The organism is Phytohabitans sp. LZ39, assembly GCF_059359075.1.
Map to the genome: position 1 here is coordinate 199,730 of NZ_JCADBM010000018.1, position 14,626 is coordinate 214,355.

At 69.9% G+C, this 14,626-nt stretch carries 12 protein-coding genes; 3 read left to right on the forward strand and 9 right to left on the reverse strand.

Annotated features, from left to right (window positions below; translation table 11 throughout):
* Positions 1–16: 16 nt before the first annotated feature.
* Positions 17–424: a helix-turn-helix transcriptional regulator gene (locus AC5L36_RS30830; RefSeq protein ID WP_441219903.1), complete on the reverse strand. Its 408-nt coding sequence runs from the start codon at positions 422–424 to the stop codon at positions 17–19.
* 151 nt (positions 425–575) lie between these two features.
* Positions 576–1,844: a cytochrome P450 gene (locus AC5L36_RS30835; RefSeq protein ID WP_441219904.1), complete on the reverse strand. Its 1,269-nt coding sequence runs from the start codon at positions 1,842–1,844 to the stop codon at positions 576–578.
* A 177-nt stretch (positions 1,845–2,021) separates the two neighbouring features.
* Here AC5L36_RS30835 and AC5L36_RS30840 point away from each other — a divergent pair, with 177 nt between their 5' ends.
* Positions 2,022–3,206, forward strand: a complete 1,185-nt coding sequence (locus AC5L36_RS30840; RefSeq protein WP_441219905.1) for a hypothetical protein — start codon at positions 2,022–2,024, stop codon at positions 3,204–3,206.
* An 18-nt stretch (positions 3,207–3,224) separates the two neighbouring features.
* Here AC5L36_RS30840 and AC5L36_RS30845 read toward each other — a convergent pair whose 3' ends face one another.
* Positions 3,225–4,895, reverse strand: coding sequence for an alpha-amylase family protein (locus AC5L36_RS30845; protein WP_441219906.1), 1,671 nt, complete (start codon positions 4,893–4,895; stop codon positions 3,225–3,227).
* Positions 4,892–5,860, reverse strand: coding sequence for a TIGR03885 family FMN-dependent LLM class oxidoreductase (locus AC5L36_RS30850; protein WP_441219907.1), 969 nt, complete (start codon positions 5,858–5,860; stop codon positions 4,892–4,894). The genes AC5L36_RS30845 and AC5L36_RS30850 overlap by 4 nt, the downstream gene beginning before the upstream one ends.
* A 97-nt stretch (positions 5,861–5,957) precedes the next feature.
* Here AC5L36_RS30850 and pgi point away from each other — a divergent pair, with 97 nt between their 5' ends.
* Positions 5,958–7,604 (forward strand): glucose-6-phosphate isomerase, encoded by a 1,647-nt coding sequence (gene pgi, locus AC5L36_RS30855; RefSeq protein ID WP_441219908.1) that lies wholly within the window; start codon positions 5,958–5,960, stop codon positions 7,602–7,604.
* Between the two features lie 110 nt (positions 7,605–7,714).
* On the opposite strand, the gene AC5L36_RS30860 is transcribed toward pgi, so the two are convergent.
* From AC5L36_RS30860 to AC5L36_RS30880, 5 genes are all read right to left on the reverse strand, one after another.
* Positions 7,715–8,956 carry an MFS transporter gene (locus AC5L36_RS30860; RefSeq protein WP_441219909.1) on the reverse strand — a complete coding sequence of 414 codons (1,242 nt, stop codon included), beginning with the start codon at positions 8,954–8,956 and terminating at the stop codon, positions 7,715–7,717.
* A 592-nt stretch (positions 8,957–9,548) separates the two neighbouring features.
* Positions 9,549–10,619: a rhamnose ABC transporter substrate-binding protein gene (gene rhaS / locus AC5L36_RS30865; RefSeq protein WP_441219910.1), complete on the reverse strand. Its 1,071-nt coding sequence runs from the start codon at positions 10,617–10,619 to the stop codon at positions 9,549–9,551.
* A 40-nt stretch (positions 10,620–10,659) separates the two neighbouring features.
* Positions 10,660–11,646 carry an ABC transporter permease gene (locus AC5L36_RS30870; protein ID WP_441219911.1) on the reverse strand — a complete coding sequence of 329 codons (987 nt, stop codon included), beginning with the start codon at positions 11,644–11,646 and terminating at the stop codon, positions 10,660–10,662.
* The gene (locus AC5L36_RS30875) at positions 11,639–12,682 is read right to left on the reverse strand and encodes an ABC transporter permease (RefSeq protein WP_441219912.1); all 1,044 of its coding nucleotides are present in this window, start codon (positions 12,680–12,682) and stop codon (positions 11,639–11,641) included. Before AC5L36_RS30875 ends, AC5L36_RS30870 begins: the two co-directional genes overlap by 8 nt.
* A complete protein-coding gene (locus AC5L36_RS30880; protein WP_441219913.1) occupies positions 12,679–14,202 on the reverse strand; it encodes a sugar ABC transporter ATP-binding protein in 1,524 nt (507 codons plus the stop codon). Before AC5L36_RS30880 ends, AC5L36_RS30875 begins: the two co-directional genes overlap by 4 nt.
* Before the next feature lie 210 nt (positions 14,203–14,412).
* Between AC5L36_RS30880 and AC5L36_RS30885 the strand changes: the two genes are divergently transcribed.
* Positions 14,413–14,626, forward strand: a 214-nt coding sequence (locus AC5L36_RS30885; protein WP_494909376.1) for a LacI family DNA-binding transcriptional regulator, incomplete at its 3' end; no start/stop codon positions are given.

Sequence of the window (14,626 nt, forward strand, 5' to 3'; positions counted from 1 at the left end):
ACCGGCAGTTGGCAGGTCAGCGGCGCCGGCTCCGGCTCAGGGCGCGGTCGATGACCGAACGCAGGTCGTCGATCTCGACGACGACCTCCGTGGGGCCGAGCATGGCTCCGTTGTCGACGATCATCGCGACGATGTCGTCGGCCGGCGTGCGGGGGCGGGGCGCCGGCCGCTCGCGCGGCCCGCGCCGGCCGTCGGCGGCGATCTGCTCGCGGGCCACGTCTGGCCAGAGGGAGGCGAGCAACCCGCCGGTGCCGAGCACCTCGTCGCAGCGCACGGCGAGCTCGAGGCTGCCGTAGCGCCGGCCGGACTCGACCGCGGCAACGGTCTCCCGGCTGAAGCGGACGCGGTCGGCGAGCGCGCGCTGGGTCAGCCCGTTACGGGTGCGCCAACGCCGCAGCTCCCGCCGAAACCGGCGACTGGCCATGGGATCAGGGGCAGCATCGGATGGCGCACGGTCCATGTGCTCACCTTCGAGTCAACCCGGCCTATCGGAAAAACCCGCCGCTCCCATTCTGACGGGCCGGCCGAGCCGTGGAAACCCACTCCAAAAGATCGACTCGGATAGTAATCGTCGATCAAGCCGCCCGCTGAGTGGCGTCGTCCAGCTGGGCGAAGGTGTCAACGAGGACCGGCAATGCGTTGTGCGCCCGGAAACCCACATTTGGCTTGAAGGAACTGATGTGCTCGGGCGCCAGCCGCAGGCCCGGAACCGCGGCGGTCAGCTGGGTGAGCGCCACCTGCGCCTCCAGCCGGGCCAGTGCGGCGCCGATGCAGAAATGCGGTCCGTAACCGAACGACAGGTGGTCGCGGACGTCGGCGCGGTGCGGGTCGAAGACGTCGGGGTGCGCGAAGGTCGACGAGTCGCGGTTGGCGGCGCCGAGCAGCAGTAGGCACCGCGAGCCCGCCGGGATCGTGGTTTCGCCGATGGCGACGTCACGCGTGGTAACCCGCAGCCAGCCGTCGATCGCCGGGCCAAAGCGCAGCGTCTCCTCGACGAACGCCTGCACGCCGGCCGGGTTTTCCACCAGCCGCTCCCACCGGGTGGGCACCGAAAGCGCGTTGTCGAGGCTGTGCGCGATCAGGCCGGACGTGGTCTCGTGCCCCGCCACCAGCAGGTTGAACGCGAAGCTGGCGACCTCGTTTTCGGTCAGCACCTCGTCGTCGCCACCGCGGTAGCGCAGCGCCCGGCTGATGAAGTCTTCGCCCGAGTCGCCGTCTTGGAGGCGGAGGGTCACGAGCTTTTGGCAGTAGCGCCAGAAGTCGAGCAGGCCCTGCGCCAGGCGCACCTGCTCGGCCGGCTCGGGCTGCCCCCACACCAGCGCGATCTGCCCGTCGGACCAGCTCTTGATCGCCGGTACGTCCTCGGGTGGCACCCCGAGGAGGTCGACGATGACGAGCAGGGGCAGCTCGGCCGCGAACTCGGGAACGAGATCGACGACGGTGCCCCGCCGGGCGACAAGGCGGGACACCAGCTCGTCGACGCGCCGGCGCACGATCGCGCCGTAGTGCTCGTTGACGCGTGCCGCGGTGTTGGGGAACGTCGCCCGCAGCGCGCGGCGAGTGCGCGTATGCGTCGGCGCGTCGGCCGCCGCGGTGGTCGGCGGCGCGTCGATCTCCATGACGATCGCCAGCGCCTCCGGACACATGTCATAAATGGGCATTAAGGTCAACGCGTTACTGAATGCTTCACTGTCGCCCAGCGCGTTGCGCACGTCTGCGTGTTTGGTGATCAGCCAGAGGCCGAGATCGTCGGCGAAATGTACCCGCTCGGGCCCGTCGAGCAGATCCCGCCAAATAGCGGCGGGGTCGGTGAGATACGAGCCAGAGAACGGCCTGAGCTCCATGCCTGCCTCCTCGGGACTTCTACCGTGCGATACGACGGAGGCGTTAGTCAATAGCCATTCCTGATACGCAATTCCGGGTTCACCGCGTCTCAATAGATGCAAGTTGCGTAATGCACATGAGCGCCGTTTGTGCGGGCGACTAATAGCGCGATTGACACCCTGGCATAAGGTACATGTGTGACGCGGCGTTGGTTGGCCGCGGTGGCCGCGCTCCTGCTCCTCGGCACCGCGGCGTGCGGGGGCACGACGGCGGCGGGGGGCATACCCGACGGGGTGATGCTCCAGCCGGACGACATCGACGGCGGCTCCGCCATCTCCGCGGCGCCCGACCAGAGCACACACCCGCTGCCGCCGGCGCCGTGCGAGCCGCTGCCGTCCGGGCCGCCGGTCGAGTCCCGCACGGTCGCCTTTCAGGCCGGGCGCCACAAGGTGTTCGAGTACGTCGCCCGCGGCCAGCTCTGGGCGCTGACCGCGGTGCGCGAGGCGATCGCCCAGTGCCCGGACGCGTACCGCGTCGCCGCGACGGACCTCGGCTACCGGGACACCGTGCTGATCAGCCACGACAGCGCCGCCTACTACATCGGCACGACCGGCGACTACTTCGTCGCGGTACTCGTCGTCGACGACATGACGCTCGCCGCCGACTACGGGCAGCGGGCGATGGCGCGGGCCGGGGCGAAACGCGAGCCAGGTGTCGAGATGCGGACGCCGACGGAGCCGCCGCGCTGGGTCAGCTACGCGGCCGAGGTCACCGGGCTGCGCATGGGCAAGAACGACCGGACCCTGCTGATCGACGTGCTCGTGCCGGAGTGCTCGCGCGACCGGAAGGTCACCTACCTCGACGAGTCGGTCAAGGGCGCGGTGCACGCCAACGTGGTGTACGAGGTGCGGGAGCCGAACGCCTGCCTGACCAAGATCCCGGCGACCGTCACGCTCACCACCAAGGCGCCGCTCGGCGACCGCGAGATCGTGCTCAACAGCGACAGCATCGCCTGGGGTCGCACCACGACCGGCTACCGGCGCTGCACGGGTGCCTTCGGCTGCGCCACCCCACCGGCCGACCACTGCGCACAAGGCTGGCTCGACGTGGTCCGAGGCGGCATGGACGTGCCGAAGCACAGCTCCTACAACTTCGAGCACTGCGACCAGACCTGGCTCATCGTCAGCGTGAACGAGACCGCCGGCGAGTGTGGCCCGGTCGAAGGCCAACGCCCCGGCTGCGCGGCCGAGCCCCGGGTGCAGCGGTGGTTCCTGCGCTTCGAGACCGGCTGGCAGGTGCGGACCGCCACCCGCGAGGCGGGCTGCCCCGCGGGGCTCGACATCCCCACCCGCCTCTGCGAAGGGCTCCCCGCACCGCGCTAGGCCCTGTCGAAACAGGGCCTAGGGCACGAAGACCTCGCCGGGCTTGACGACGCGCAGCCAGCGGCAGCCGTAGCGGCCGAGGCTGAGCCGCACCTCGCCGTCCTCGACGGGTGTGGTGCCGTCGCTGAGCAGGTCGACGAGGCGGTCGCCGGGCTCGAGGCGGTCGAGGCGCAGCGTCACGTCGACCGGCTCGTCCGCGAAGTTGTGCGCCGCCACCACCGTGCCGCCGTCCTGGTCGGCGCGGTGGGCCAGCACCGATTCGGCGTCGTGCTCCAGCACCTCGTATCGGCCCCAGGCCAGCTCCGGGCACTGCCGGTAGCGGCGGATCAGCAGCTTCATCCAGGACAGCAGCGAGTCCGGGTCGCGCAGCTGGGACACCACGTTCACCTTCTCCGGGCCGAACTCGCCTTGCACCATCGGCGCGGGAAGCTTTTCCGGATCGGCCGTCGAGAAGCCGCCGTTGTCGTCGTCGGACCACTGCATCGGGGTACGCACGGCGTTGCGCCCCTCCACGCTCAACTCCTCGGCCATGCCGATCTCCTCGCCGTAGAAGAGCACCGGCGTGCCGGGCATCGAGAAGAGGAGGCTGTACACGAGGCGGATGCGGTCCATGTCACCGTCCAACATGGAGGGTAGGCGGCGGCGCAGGCCGCGGTCGTAGAGCTGCATCCGCTTCTCCGGGCCGAACGCCTCGAAGACCTCCTGCCGCTCCTCCTCGCTCAGCTTGTCGAGCGTCAGCTCGTCGTGGTTGCGGACGAACGTCGCCCAGTGCGTGTCCTTCGGCTGCTCCGGCCGTTCGCGGAGCGCCTCGGCGAGCGGGGCGGCCTTTCCACGGGCCAGCGACAGGTACAGCCGCTGCATGCCGATGAAGTCGAAGCACATCGTGAGCTCGTCGCCGTCTTCGTCGCCGAAGAAGCGCATCGTGTCCGGGTACGGCAGGTTGACCTCGCCGAGGATTACCGCCTCGCCGTTGCGCCGGTTCAGGAAGGCGCGCAGGTCGCGCAGGTACTCGTGCGGGTCGGGCAGGTCCTCCGCGTCTAGCGCTCCCCCGGTCTCCAGCAGGAACGGCACCGCGTCCACCCGGAAGCCGGACAGTCCCAAGTGGAGCCAGTAGCCGAGCACGCGGGCGATCTCGTCGCGCACGGCGGGGTTCGCGACGTTGAGATCCGGCTGGTGCTTGTAGAAGCGGTGCAGGTAGTACTGGCCGGCCTTCTCGTCGTACTCCCAGAGGCTCTTCTCCTGGTCAGGGAAGACGACGCCCTTTGGGCCGTCGGCGGGCGGCTCGTCGCGCCACACGTACCAGTCGCGGTGCGGCGAGTCAGGGCTGGACCGCGCGCTCTGAAACCACGGGTGCTTGTCGGAGGTGTGGTTGACGACGAGGTCGGCGATCACGCGGATGCCCCGGTCTCGGGCGACCCGGAGAAACTCGACGAGCTCGCCGTTCGTGCCGAGGCGCGGGTCGACGCCGTAGAAGTCGGTGATGTCGTAGCCGTCGTCGCGGTCCGGCGTCGGGTAGAAGGGCATGAGCCAGATGCACGTCACGCCCATCTCGTCGAGGTAGCCGACCCGCTGTGCGAGGCCGTTGAAGTCGCCGCACCCGTCACCGTCGCCGTCGAAGAACGTCTCGACGTCGAGGCAGTAGATGACCGCGTTCTTCCACCACAGGTCGGCGGCGTGGCTCATCCTCATGACACACCTCCACGCAGCTGCGGCAGCACCTTGCCGCCGAACACCTCCAGGAACTCGTCCTGCTCCTGCCCCACGTGGTGCACCATGATCTCGTCGAACCCGAGGTCCGCGTACTCCTGGAGCCAGGCCGCGTGGCGCGCCGGGTCCGCGGAGATCCGCACCACGTCGTGCATGGCCTCCGGTGGCACGTGTTTGGCCGCCTCCTCGAAGTGCTCGACGAGCTCCAGGTCCCAGCAGACCGGCGGCGCGAAGACGTTGGTACGCCACTGGTCGTGCGCGATCCGCAACGCCTCGTCCTCGTCGGCCGCGTAGCTGATGTGCACCTGAAGGCGCAACGGTCCGCGGCCACCCGCCTCGCGGTACGCGTCGATCATGCGGCGCAGATGCTCGTGCGGCGCGCCGACGGTGATGAGCCCGTCGGCCCACTCCGCGCACCATCGCGCGGTCTCGACGCTGACCGCGGCGCCGACCAGGGCGGGTGTCTCGGTGGGCCGGGTCCACAGCTTCGCCCGGTCGACCGTGACAAGGCCGTCGTGGGTCACCTCGGCGCCGGCCAGCAGCGCCCGGATCACGTCGACGCACTCGCGCAGGCGGGCGTTGCGGACCTCTTTGCGGGGCCAGGCCTCGCCGGTGATGTGTTCGTTGCTGTACTCGCCGGTGCCGAGCGCGGCCCAGAAGCGTCCCGGATACATCGACGCCAGCGTGCCGATGGCCTGGGCGATGATCGCCGGGTGGTAGCGCTGGCCGGGTGCGGTCACGACGCCGAAGGGCAGCCGCGTGGCCTGGAGCGCGGCGCCCAGCCACGACCAGGCGAAGCCGGACTCGCCCTGGCGCTCGCTCCACGGCGAGAAATGGTCGGAGGACATCGCCGCGTCGAAGCCGGCCCGCTCGGCCCGAACGGCCGCGGCGAGCAGGCTTCCGGGGTCGATCTGCTCGTGCGAGGCGTGGAAGCCGTAGAGGGTCATGAGCACAACGTGCCCTTATCCGCGCCGTCTTACACCGGTCGTTCATCGGTGGCGGCTAAGGTCGGGTGGGTCCGTACCGAAAAGCCGGGAGTGAGCGATGCCTGACACAGTCCGCCTCAACGAGCTACCCGAGTGGGCCGCGCTGGCCAAGCACCGCGCGGAGCTGGGCGGGACGCACCTGCGGGAGCTGTTCGGGGTCGACCCGGGGCGCGCCGACCGGCTCACCGTGCGGGTCGGTGACCTCTTCCTCGACTACTCGAAGCACCTGGTCACCGACGAGACGCTGGGGCTGCTCCGCGACCTGGCCGCGGCGCGGGACGTCGCCGGGCTTCGCGACGCGATGTTCCGGGGCGAGAAGATCAACGTCACCGAGCGTCGTGCCGTGCTGCACACCGCGCTGCGCGCGCCGCGCGACGCGGTGATCGAGGTCGACGGCGAAAACGTCGTGCCGGCCGTGCACGCCGTCCTGGACAAGATGGCCCGCTTCGCCGACTCGGTCCGCTCCGGCGCCTGGACCGGTGCGACCGGCAAGCGCATCCGCACGGTCGTCAACATCGGCATCGGCGGCTCCGACCTCGGGCCGGCGATGGCCTACGAGGCGCTCCGCCCGTACACCGCGCGGGCGCTCGACTTCCGCTTCGTGTCCAATGTCGACGGTGCCGACCTGCACGAGGCCACCCGCGACCTCGATCCGGCCGAGACGCTGTTCATCGTGGCCTCGAAGACTTTCACGACGATCGAGACCATCACCAACGCCACCTCCGCGCGCGAGTGGCTCGTCGACGGGCTGGGCGGCGACAAGACCGCCGTCGCCAAGCACTTCGTGGCCCTCTCGACCAACGCGTCCGAGGTGGCCGACTTCGGCATCGACACCGAAAACATGTTCGAGTTCTGGGACTGGGTGGGCGGCCGCTACTCGTACGACTCGGCGATCGGCCTCTCCTTGATGATCGCGATCGGACCGGAGCGCTTCCGCGAGATGCTCGACGGCTTCCACCTCGTCGACGAGCACTTCCGCAACGCGCCGCCGGAGGCCAACGCGCCGATGGTGCTCGGCCTGCTCGGCGTCTGGTACGGCGCGTTCTTCGACGCCCAGTCGCACGCGGTCCTGCCTTACAGCCACTACATGTCGAAGTTCGCGGCGTACCTTCAGCAGCTCGACATGGAGTCCAACGGCAAGTACGTCGACCGGCAAGGCCAGCCGGTGGCCTGGCAGACCGGCCCGGTGGTGTGGGGCACGCCCGGCACCAACGGCCAGCACGCCTACTACCAGCTGCTGCACCAGGGCACGAAGACGATCCCGGCCGACCTGATCGGCTTCGCCCGTCCGGTCGCCGAGCTCGGCCCGCGGCTGGCCGCACAGCACGACCTGCTGATGGCCAACCTCTTCGCGCAGGGGCAGGCGCTCGCGTTCGGCAAGACCGCCGAGGAGGTACGCGCCGAGGGGGTGGCCGAGGAGCAGGTGCCGCACCGCACGTTCCCCGGCAACCACCCGACGACCACGATCCTCGCCACCGAGCTGTCGCCGTCGGTGCTCGGGCAGCTCGTCGCGCTGTACGAGCACAAGGTCTTCGTGCAGGGCGCGATCTGGGACATCGACTCGTTCGACCAGTGGGGTGTCGAGCTGGGCAAGGTGCTCGCCAAGCGGGTCGAGCCGGCGCTCACCGAAGGCGCGGACGTGCCCGGCCTCGACGCGTCGACGGCCCACCTCGTCGCCAAGTACCGCGAGCTACGCGGCCGGTAGCCGGGATTGGTCGCTAGTGCGGTGGCCACAAACGTTGGCCGGCTTCGCCGGACCGGGTGAGCGGCGGCCGAAGGCCACCGCTCACCCGTTGAAGGTTTGTGGCCACCGCACTAGGCGGTTACCAGCACCGGCGTCAGCGTTCCGGCGGCGCGCGTCCGGCCGCGTTCCGCCCACCGGAGCGCCGGCGCCATCCCGAGGCCGGCGGCGAGGAAGAGGCCGCCCAGCACCAGCCAGCCGGGCGTGCCCCAGCCGATCAGCAGCGTGGTCATCACGACCGGCCCGAGCATGCGGGCGATCTGCGGGCCCATGCCGAAGAATCCCTGGTACTGCCCCTGCTTGTCGGCCGGCGCCAGCCCGAACCCGAGCTCCCAGGCGGCCGCGCCCTGCATCATCTCGCCGAGCACCTGCACCGCCGCGGCGATGAGCAGCACCACCACCGTCGCCAAGGCGCCGATGCGGCCGGCGGAGAGGGCGTACACGCCGCAGGCGGCGAGCAGCACCCAGCCGGCCCGGCCGGTGATCCGGGCGGCGATGCGCAGACTCGTCACCCGCTGCGCCACCCGCACCTGGAAGAGCACCACGCTCAGCATGTTGACGATCAGGAGGCCGGCGGCCATCGCTTTGGGCGCGTCGGTGCGCTCTACGATCCACAGTGGAAGGCCGAGGCTGAGCAGCGGCATGTTGAGGTACATGACCGCGTTGAGCAGCGTGATCACCGCGTATGGCCGGTCGCGCAGCACGGCCAGTCGCGGCCCGGCGTCCGGAGCGACCGGCGCGGGCGGCACCTCGGGGAGCCGGCGCAGCACGAGCGCGGCGGCGAGGAAGCTCACGGCGTCCATCGCGAAGACCGCCAGGTAGGCACCGCGGGTGTCGAACGTCAGGGCCAGGCCGCCCAGCCCGGCGCCGACGGCGAGGCCGGCGTTGAGCGTCGACTGGAGGTGCGCCCGCACCCTGGTGCGCTCGCCAGCCTCCACGAGACCCGCCAGCAACGCGCCGCGGGCCGAGGTGAGGCCGCCCTGGCAGCACGCGTACAGGCAGGCGACGAGCAGGAAGAGCGGAAACGAGCGGACCGCCAGGAAGCTCGTCAGCGTGCCCGCGGTGACGACGGCGAGCACCACGGCGGTGCGGCGCGGGCCGAACCGGTCGGCGACGTACCCGAGCGGCACGCCGGCCAGCATGCCGGTGGCCCAGGCGAGGGTGAGCGCGACGCCGACCTGGGTCGCGGAAAGCCCGACCACGCGGGTGAAGAAGAGCGCCGAGCAGGCGTAGAACGCGCCGTCGCCGAGCGAGTTGGCCATCTGGGCGAGCGCCAGGGTGCGGGGTGAGCCGGCGGGCGGGAAGAACCGAGACATGAGATCAACGTAAGACCGGCGATTGGCTCACTGAAGCGCCAATCCTGGCCAATCCAATTGGGCCAATATTTCGCCCGTTACCTCGGACGACGGCCGCCGTCGTGGTGTGTCGCAAGCTTGAGTTGCCCGGGTCCCGCGTCAGCGCGGACCGCTGCTCCCGCCGGAGACCGCGCGGGTCGGCGGCGAGCTGGCGCTCGCCGAGTTCCCCGACCCCCGCTGCCAGGTCCGCGCCGCAAGCCCGCGGGGCGGGACCGTGTCGGAAGGGGTGTCCGAGGGTCGTTGCGGCTGCCGCCGCACCGGTTGTGACACAGCGTTACCAGCCCAGGGTCGGGACGCTGGCCACCCTCGCCACCGGCCTGGCAACGGACATGGTGGACAAATCGTCACCCCGCAAGGGGTGAGCGTGACCAGTCGCGAAGGGTGAGGCCGCGGGAGCAGCGGTCCGGACCACGACGGACATCGCGGTAGCCCAGATCTCGTTTTGAATCTTGGTTTCGAGGCCGCGGCGCACTCGCACCGGCCCGAAACAAAGCCCTCCGGTGCCGGCGCTGCCCCGCACATGGCCTCGCCGGCACCGGAGGAGTCTCATCCTCTAGAAGTTGAACTGGTCGATGTTGGAGGCGTCGAAGACGGTGGGCGGGCCGAGCACGACAACGCCGTCGGCGCCGATGGTGTACTCGCCGAGCTTGCCGGCGGTGAACTTCTCGCCTTCCTTGCCGGTGATCATGCCGGAGGCGAGGGCGGCGCCGGCGTAGGCGGCCAGGTAGCCCAGGTCGGCCGGGCTCCACAGGGCGAAGTTCTTGACCGTGCCGTCCTTGACGAACTCGCGCATCTGGTTGGGCGTACCGAGGCCGGTCAGCGCGACCTTGCCCTTGTACTGCGAGCCGGACAGGTAGCGGGCGGCCGCCGCGACGCCGACGGTGGTGGGCGAGATGATGCCCTTCAGGTCGGGGTAGGACGACAGCAGACCCTGGGTCTCCTGGAACGACTTCTGATCCTGGTCATCGCCGTACACCGTGGTGACCAGCTCGATCTTCGAGTACTCGGGCTTCTTCAGCTCGGTCTTCATCAGCTCGATCCAGGCGTTCTGGTTGGTCGCGTTCGCCGTCGCGGACAGGATCGCGATCTTCCCCGCCCCACCGATCTGGTCGGAGATGAGCTTGACCTGGTTTTCCGCGATGCCCTGCGCGGTCACCTGGTTGACGAACAGGTCACGGCAGTCCTTGTTGGTGTCCGAGTCGAACGTGACGACCTTCGCACCACCCTGCCGGGCCTGGTTGACCGCGCCGCAGATCGCGTTCGGGTCGTTGGCCGAGATCGCGATCACGTCGGAGCCCTGCTGGGTCAACGTGTTGATGTAGGAGACCTGGGAAGAGGCACTGGCCTCGGAAGGGCCGACCTCCTTGTACTCGCCCTTGAACTCCTCGACCGCGGCCTTTCCACCGCCGTCCGAGACGGTGAAGTACGGGTTGTTGACCTGCTTGGGCAGGAAGGCGACGCTCAGACCTTCCTTTATCTTTCCGGACGCACCCGCACTGGCGTTACCGCCGGCGGCCGGTGTGTCGCCGTCGTCGCTGGCGCAGGCCACCGCGCTCAGCATCAGCGCCGACAGCGCGACGGCGGAAGCCCCTAGGCGCATGCGTCGGGTCCGCATACCTCTCATGGCTTGTCCTTCCTCGACATATCAGAAACAGGGCTCGGCCCTAACCGCCGGCGGCGGGGGATACGGCTGGTCGTCGGCGCCGCAGCCGAGCGCGGATCATGCTGGCCGCGTTGGGTCCGACGACGGAGACGATGAGTAGCGCGCCGGTGACGATGGTGAGAGTGTCGGCCGGCACGTCGGCGAGCTGGAGCGCGTTGCGCAGGGTGATGAGCAGCAGCACGCCGGCCATCACGCCGATCAGGGTGCCGCGGCCGCCGAAGATGGAGACCCCGCCGAGCAGGACCGCGGCGACGACGGACAGTTCGAGTCCGGCGCCGTTGTCGGCGCGGGCGGACGCGTAGCGCATGGTCCAGAAGAACCCGGCCAGCGCGGCGACGGTGGCGGTGAGGACGAACAGCCAGAACTTGGTCTTCGCCACCGAGATCCCGGAGAAGGTGGCCGCCTGGTCGTTGTTGCCCATGGCGAACAGGGCCCGCCCGATCGGGGTGGCGTGCAGGATCACGCCGAACACGACGGCGAGGCCGAGCACGACGAGGGCGACCCAGGGGACGGTGGTCCCGGGGAGGGCTTCGATCATGTTGCCGGTCCAGGAGAACGGGAAGTCCGCGACCGCTTTGTCGCCGAGCACGACGTAGGCGAGTCCTCTGTAGAGGGCCAGGGTGCCGATCGTGACCGCCAGCGACGGGAGGCCGAAACCGGTGACGAACAACCCGTTGAGCGCCCCGCACACGACACCGAGCAGCAGGATGAGCGGCAGGATAAGCGGAAGGGGGACACCGGCGGCCCACAGCTGGCCCATGACCGCGCTGGACAAGCCGAGGACGCTGGCCACGGAGAGGTCGATCTCGCCGGTGATGATCACGTAGGTCATCGGCAGCGCGATGAGCGCGATCGGGACGACGTCCAGGAGCAGGAAGCCCCAGAACCGCGAGCTGGCGAAACCGTCCACTGTGGCCGCCGATACGACCACGACGATCGCGAGGACGACGATGACGAGCACGTCCCAGCTGCCCAGTCGTCTAAGCACCGCGGGCCCTCCTTCCCCGCAGTCGTTGCGCTATCCGCGCGGTCAGCGCCCGGTCGAGTCCGATCGCGGCCAGGATGAGGGCACCGACGACCGCCTGCTGCCAGAACGGGTCGATGCGCAGCACCGGCAGGGCGGACCCGATCGTGCTCAGTAGCAGCGCACCCAACGCGGCGCCGTAGACCGAGCCGCTGCCGCCGAAGATGGCCACCCCGCCGACCACGACGGCGGCGACGACGTTGAGCTCGATGCCGTTACCGGCCGCGGCGTCCAACGTGCCGAACCTTGCCGCGTAGAGCACTCCGGCCAGGCCGGCCAAGGCGCCGGAGACGGCCATCGCGGTGAAGACCCGCCAGCCGACCGGGATCCCGGACAGCCGGGCGGCGGCCGGGTCGGAGCCGATGGCGTACATCTCCCGCCCGGACCGGTACGAGCGCAGGTAGAAGCCGGCGATCAGCAGCACGGCGATCGCGAACAACGCCAGGACCGGAACGCCGAGCAGGGTCTGTGTGCCCATCCGTTTGAACCCGGATGGCATGTCCGCGGCGTTGATCTGCTGCCCGGCCGCCCACGAGTAGTCGATCCCCCGGAAGACGTAGAGGGTGCCCAACGTGACCACCAGGGCCGGGACCCGGGCGATAGCGATCAGGGCGCCGTTGACGATCCCGCACAACAGGCCCAGGCCCACGCCGGCGAGGATCGCCAGGACGATCGGCGCGTCCGGCATCGCCAGAAACAGCTTGCCCGTGGCGAAAGCGGACAGGCCGAGGACCGAGCCGACGGACAGGTCGACGTTGCGGGTGATCACCACCATCGCCTGCCCGACCGCCAGAACGACCAGGATGGTGGCGCCGAGCATCAGGTCCTTGCGGGACTGGGCGTTGAGGAAGCGCGGGTTGTAGATCGTGGTCACCGCGATCAGCAACACCAGCGCCAGGCCGATACCCAGCTCGCGGACCACGAACAGGCGGCGTGCCCCACGCACGTCACCGCGGGCTCTCGTCGGCGGGGGCGCGGCCGCACGTGTCGCCGCCGTCACGCCGCACCACCCTGGCTCTGTCCCGTGGCTGCCAGCATCACCGACTCCTCGTCGGCCCGCTCGCGGGCGATCTGCTCGACCAGACGGCCCTCGTGCATGACCAGCACTCGATCCGCCATCCCCAACACCTCGGGCAGCTCGCTGGAGACCATCAACACCGCCACACCCTCGGCGGCGAGCTGCGACATCAGCCGGTGCACCTCCGCTTTCGTGCCCACGTCGATGCCGCGGGTCGGCTCGTCGACGATCAGCACCTTCGGCTGGGTGGACAGCCATTTGGCGAGGACGACCTTCTGCTGGTTGCCACCGGACAATGTGGACACCGGGTCGGACAGGTGGCCGGCCTTGACCTGAAGCCGCTGGGTCCACTTGTGCGCGGCCTCCCGCTCGGTGCGTGGGCCGAGCAGGCCGAGGCGGGAAAGCGACCAACGGCGGGTCAGGGTGGCGTTGCGCTCGATGGACAGCTCCATCACCAGGCCCTGCTGGCGGCGGTCTTCCGGCACCAGGGCGAGGCCGGCGGCCATCGCGGCGGCCGGTTTGCCGCGTGGCAGGTGCTGGCCGGCGACGACCACCTCGCCGGAGTCGTAGCGGTCGACTCCGAAAACGGCGCGGACCACCTCGCTGCGGCCGGCGCCGACCAGGCCGGCCAGCGCGACGATCTCCCCCGCCCGGACATCGAAGCTGACGCCGTCGAAGACACCCGCCCGGGTCAGCCCGCGGACCTCCAGCACCACGTCGCCGGCGTCGGTGTCCTGCTTGGGATACAGCTGGGAAACCTCCCGGCCGACCATCCGCCGGACCACCTGCCCGACGGTCAGGTCGGCCGTCGGGTCGGTGGAGACCCAGCGGCCGTCCCGCATCACCGTCACCCGCTCGCACAGGGCGAACACCTCGTCGAAACGGTGCGAGATGAACAGCACCGCGGCGCCCGCCTCGCGCAGCGATCGGACCACCGCGAACAGGCGCTCCACCTCGACGCCGGACAGCGCGGCGGTCGGCTCGTCCATCACCAGCACGCGGGCGTCGAACGACAGCGCTTTGGCGATCTCGACCAGCTGCTGGTCGGCGATCGAAAGACCGCGGGCCGGACGGTCCGGGTCCATCCGCACACCGAGCCGGGCGAACAACTCCACCGTGCGCTCCCGCATCGCGGCGGCGTCGATCCGGCGCAGGCCGCGCAGCGGCTGACGGCCCATGAAGATGTTTTCCGCCACCGACAAGTCCGGGAACAGCGTCGGCTCCTGGTAGATCACCGCGATCCCCGCCGCGCGGGCATCGGCCGGGCCGCTCAGCGACAACGGCTGGCCGTCCAGCGTCATGCCACCCTCGTCCGGGGCGTGCACACCGGCCAGGACCTTCACCAGCGTGGACTTGCCCGCCCCGTTTTCACCTACCAGAGCGTGCACCTCACCCGCACGCAACTCCAGCTGACCGTCCGCCAACGCGTGGACGGCGCCGAACGACTTGCGCACCCCGGACAGGGTGAGCAGCGCCGCAGGGTGATCGGGACGTTCGGGCACGACACGCCTCCCCGGCATCAGGTCAAGATGACCGGATTTTGTGAAACGTTTCATGAACTTGTGGGGTAGACGTTAAGGGCTCGTTTCGGGGTCGGTCAAGGGTTTCAAGCCGGTTACCGAATCGTTAGGCAGGTAAGGGCTTTCCCGGAGGCCGCTATCCTGAGGCATTCTTGACACGATTCAGTTAGGCTGACGCGAGGGAGAGTGACGGTGTCGGAGATCCCGCTGGTCAGCATCCGAGACGTGGCCAACCACGCTGGAGTCTCCGTTGGCACCGTCTCCAACGTGCTCAACCGCCCCGACATCGTGGCCAACGCGACGCGCGCCCGCGTGCTGGCGGCGATCAGCGAGCTGGGCTTCGTGCCCAACGACGCCGCCCGCCAACTGCGCCGCGGCCGCGGCCGCACCCTCGGCCTGGTCGTCC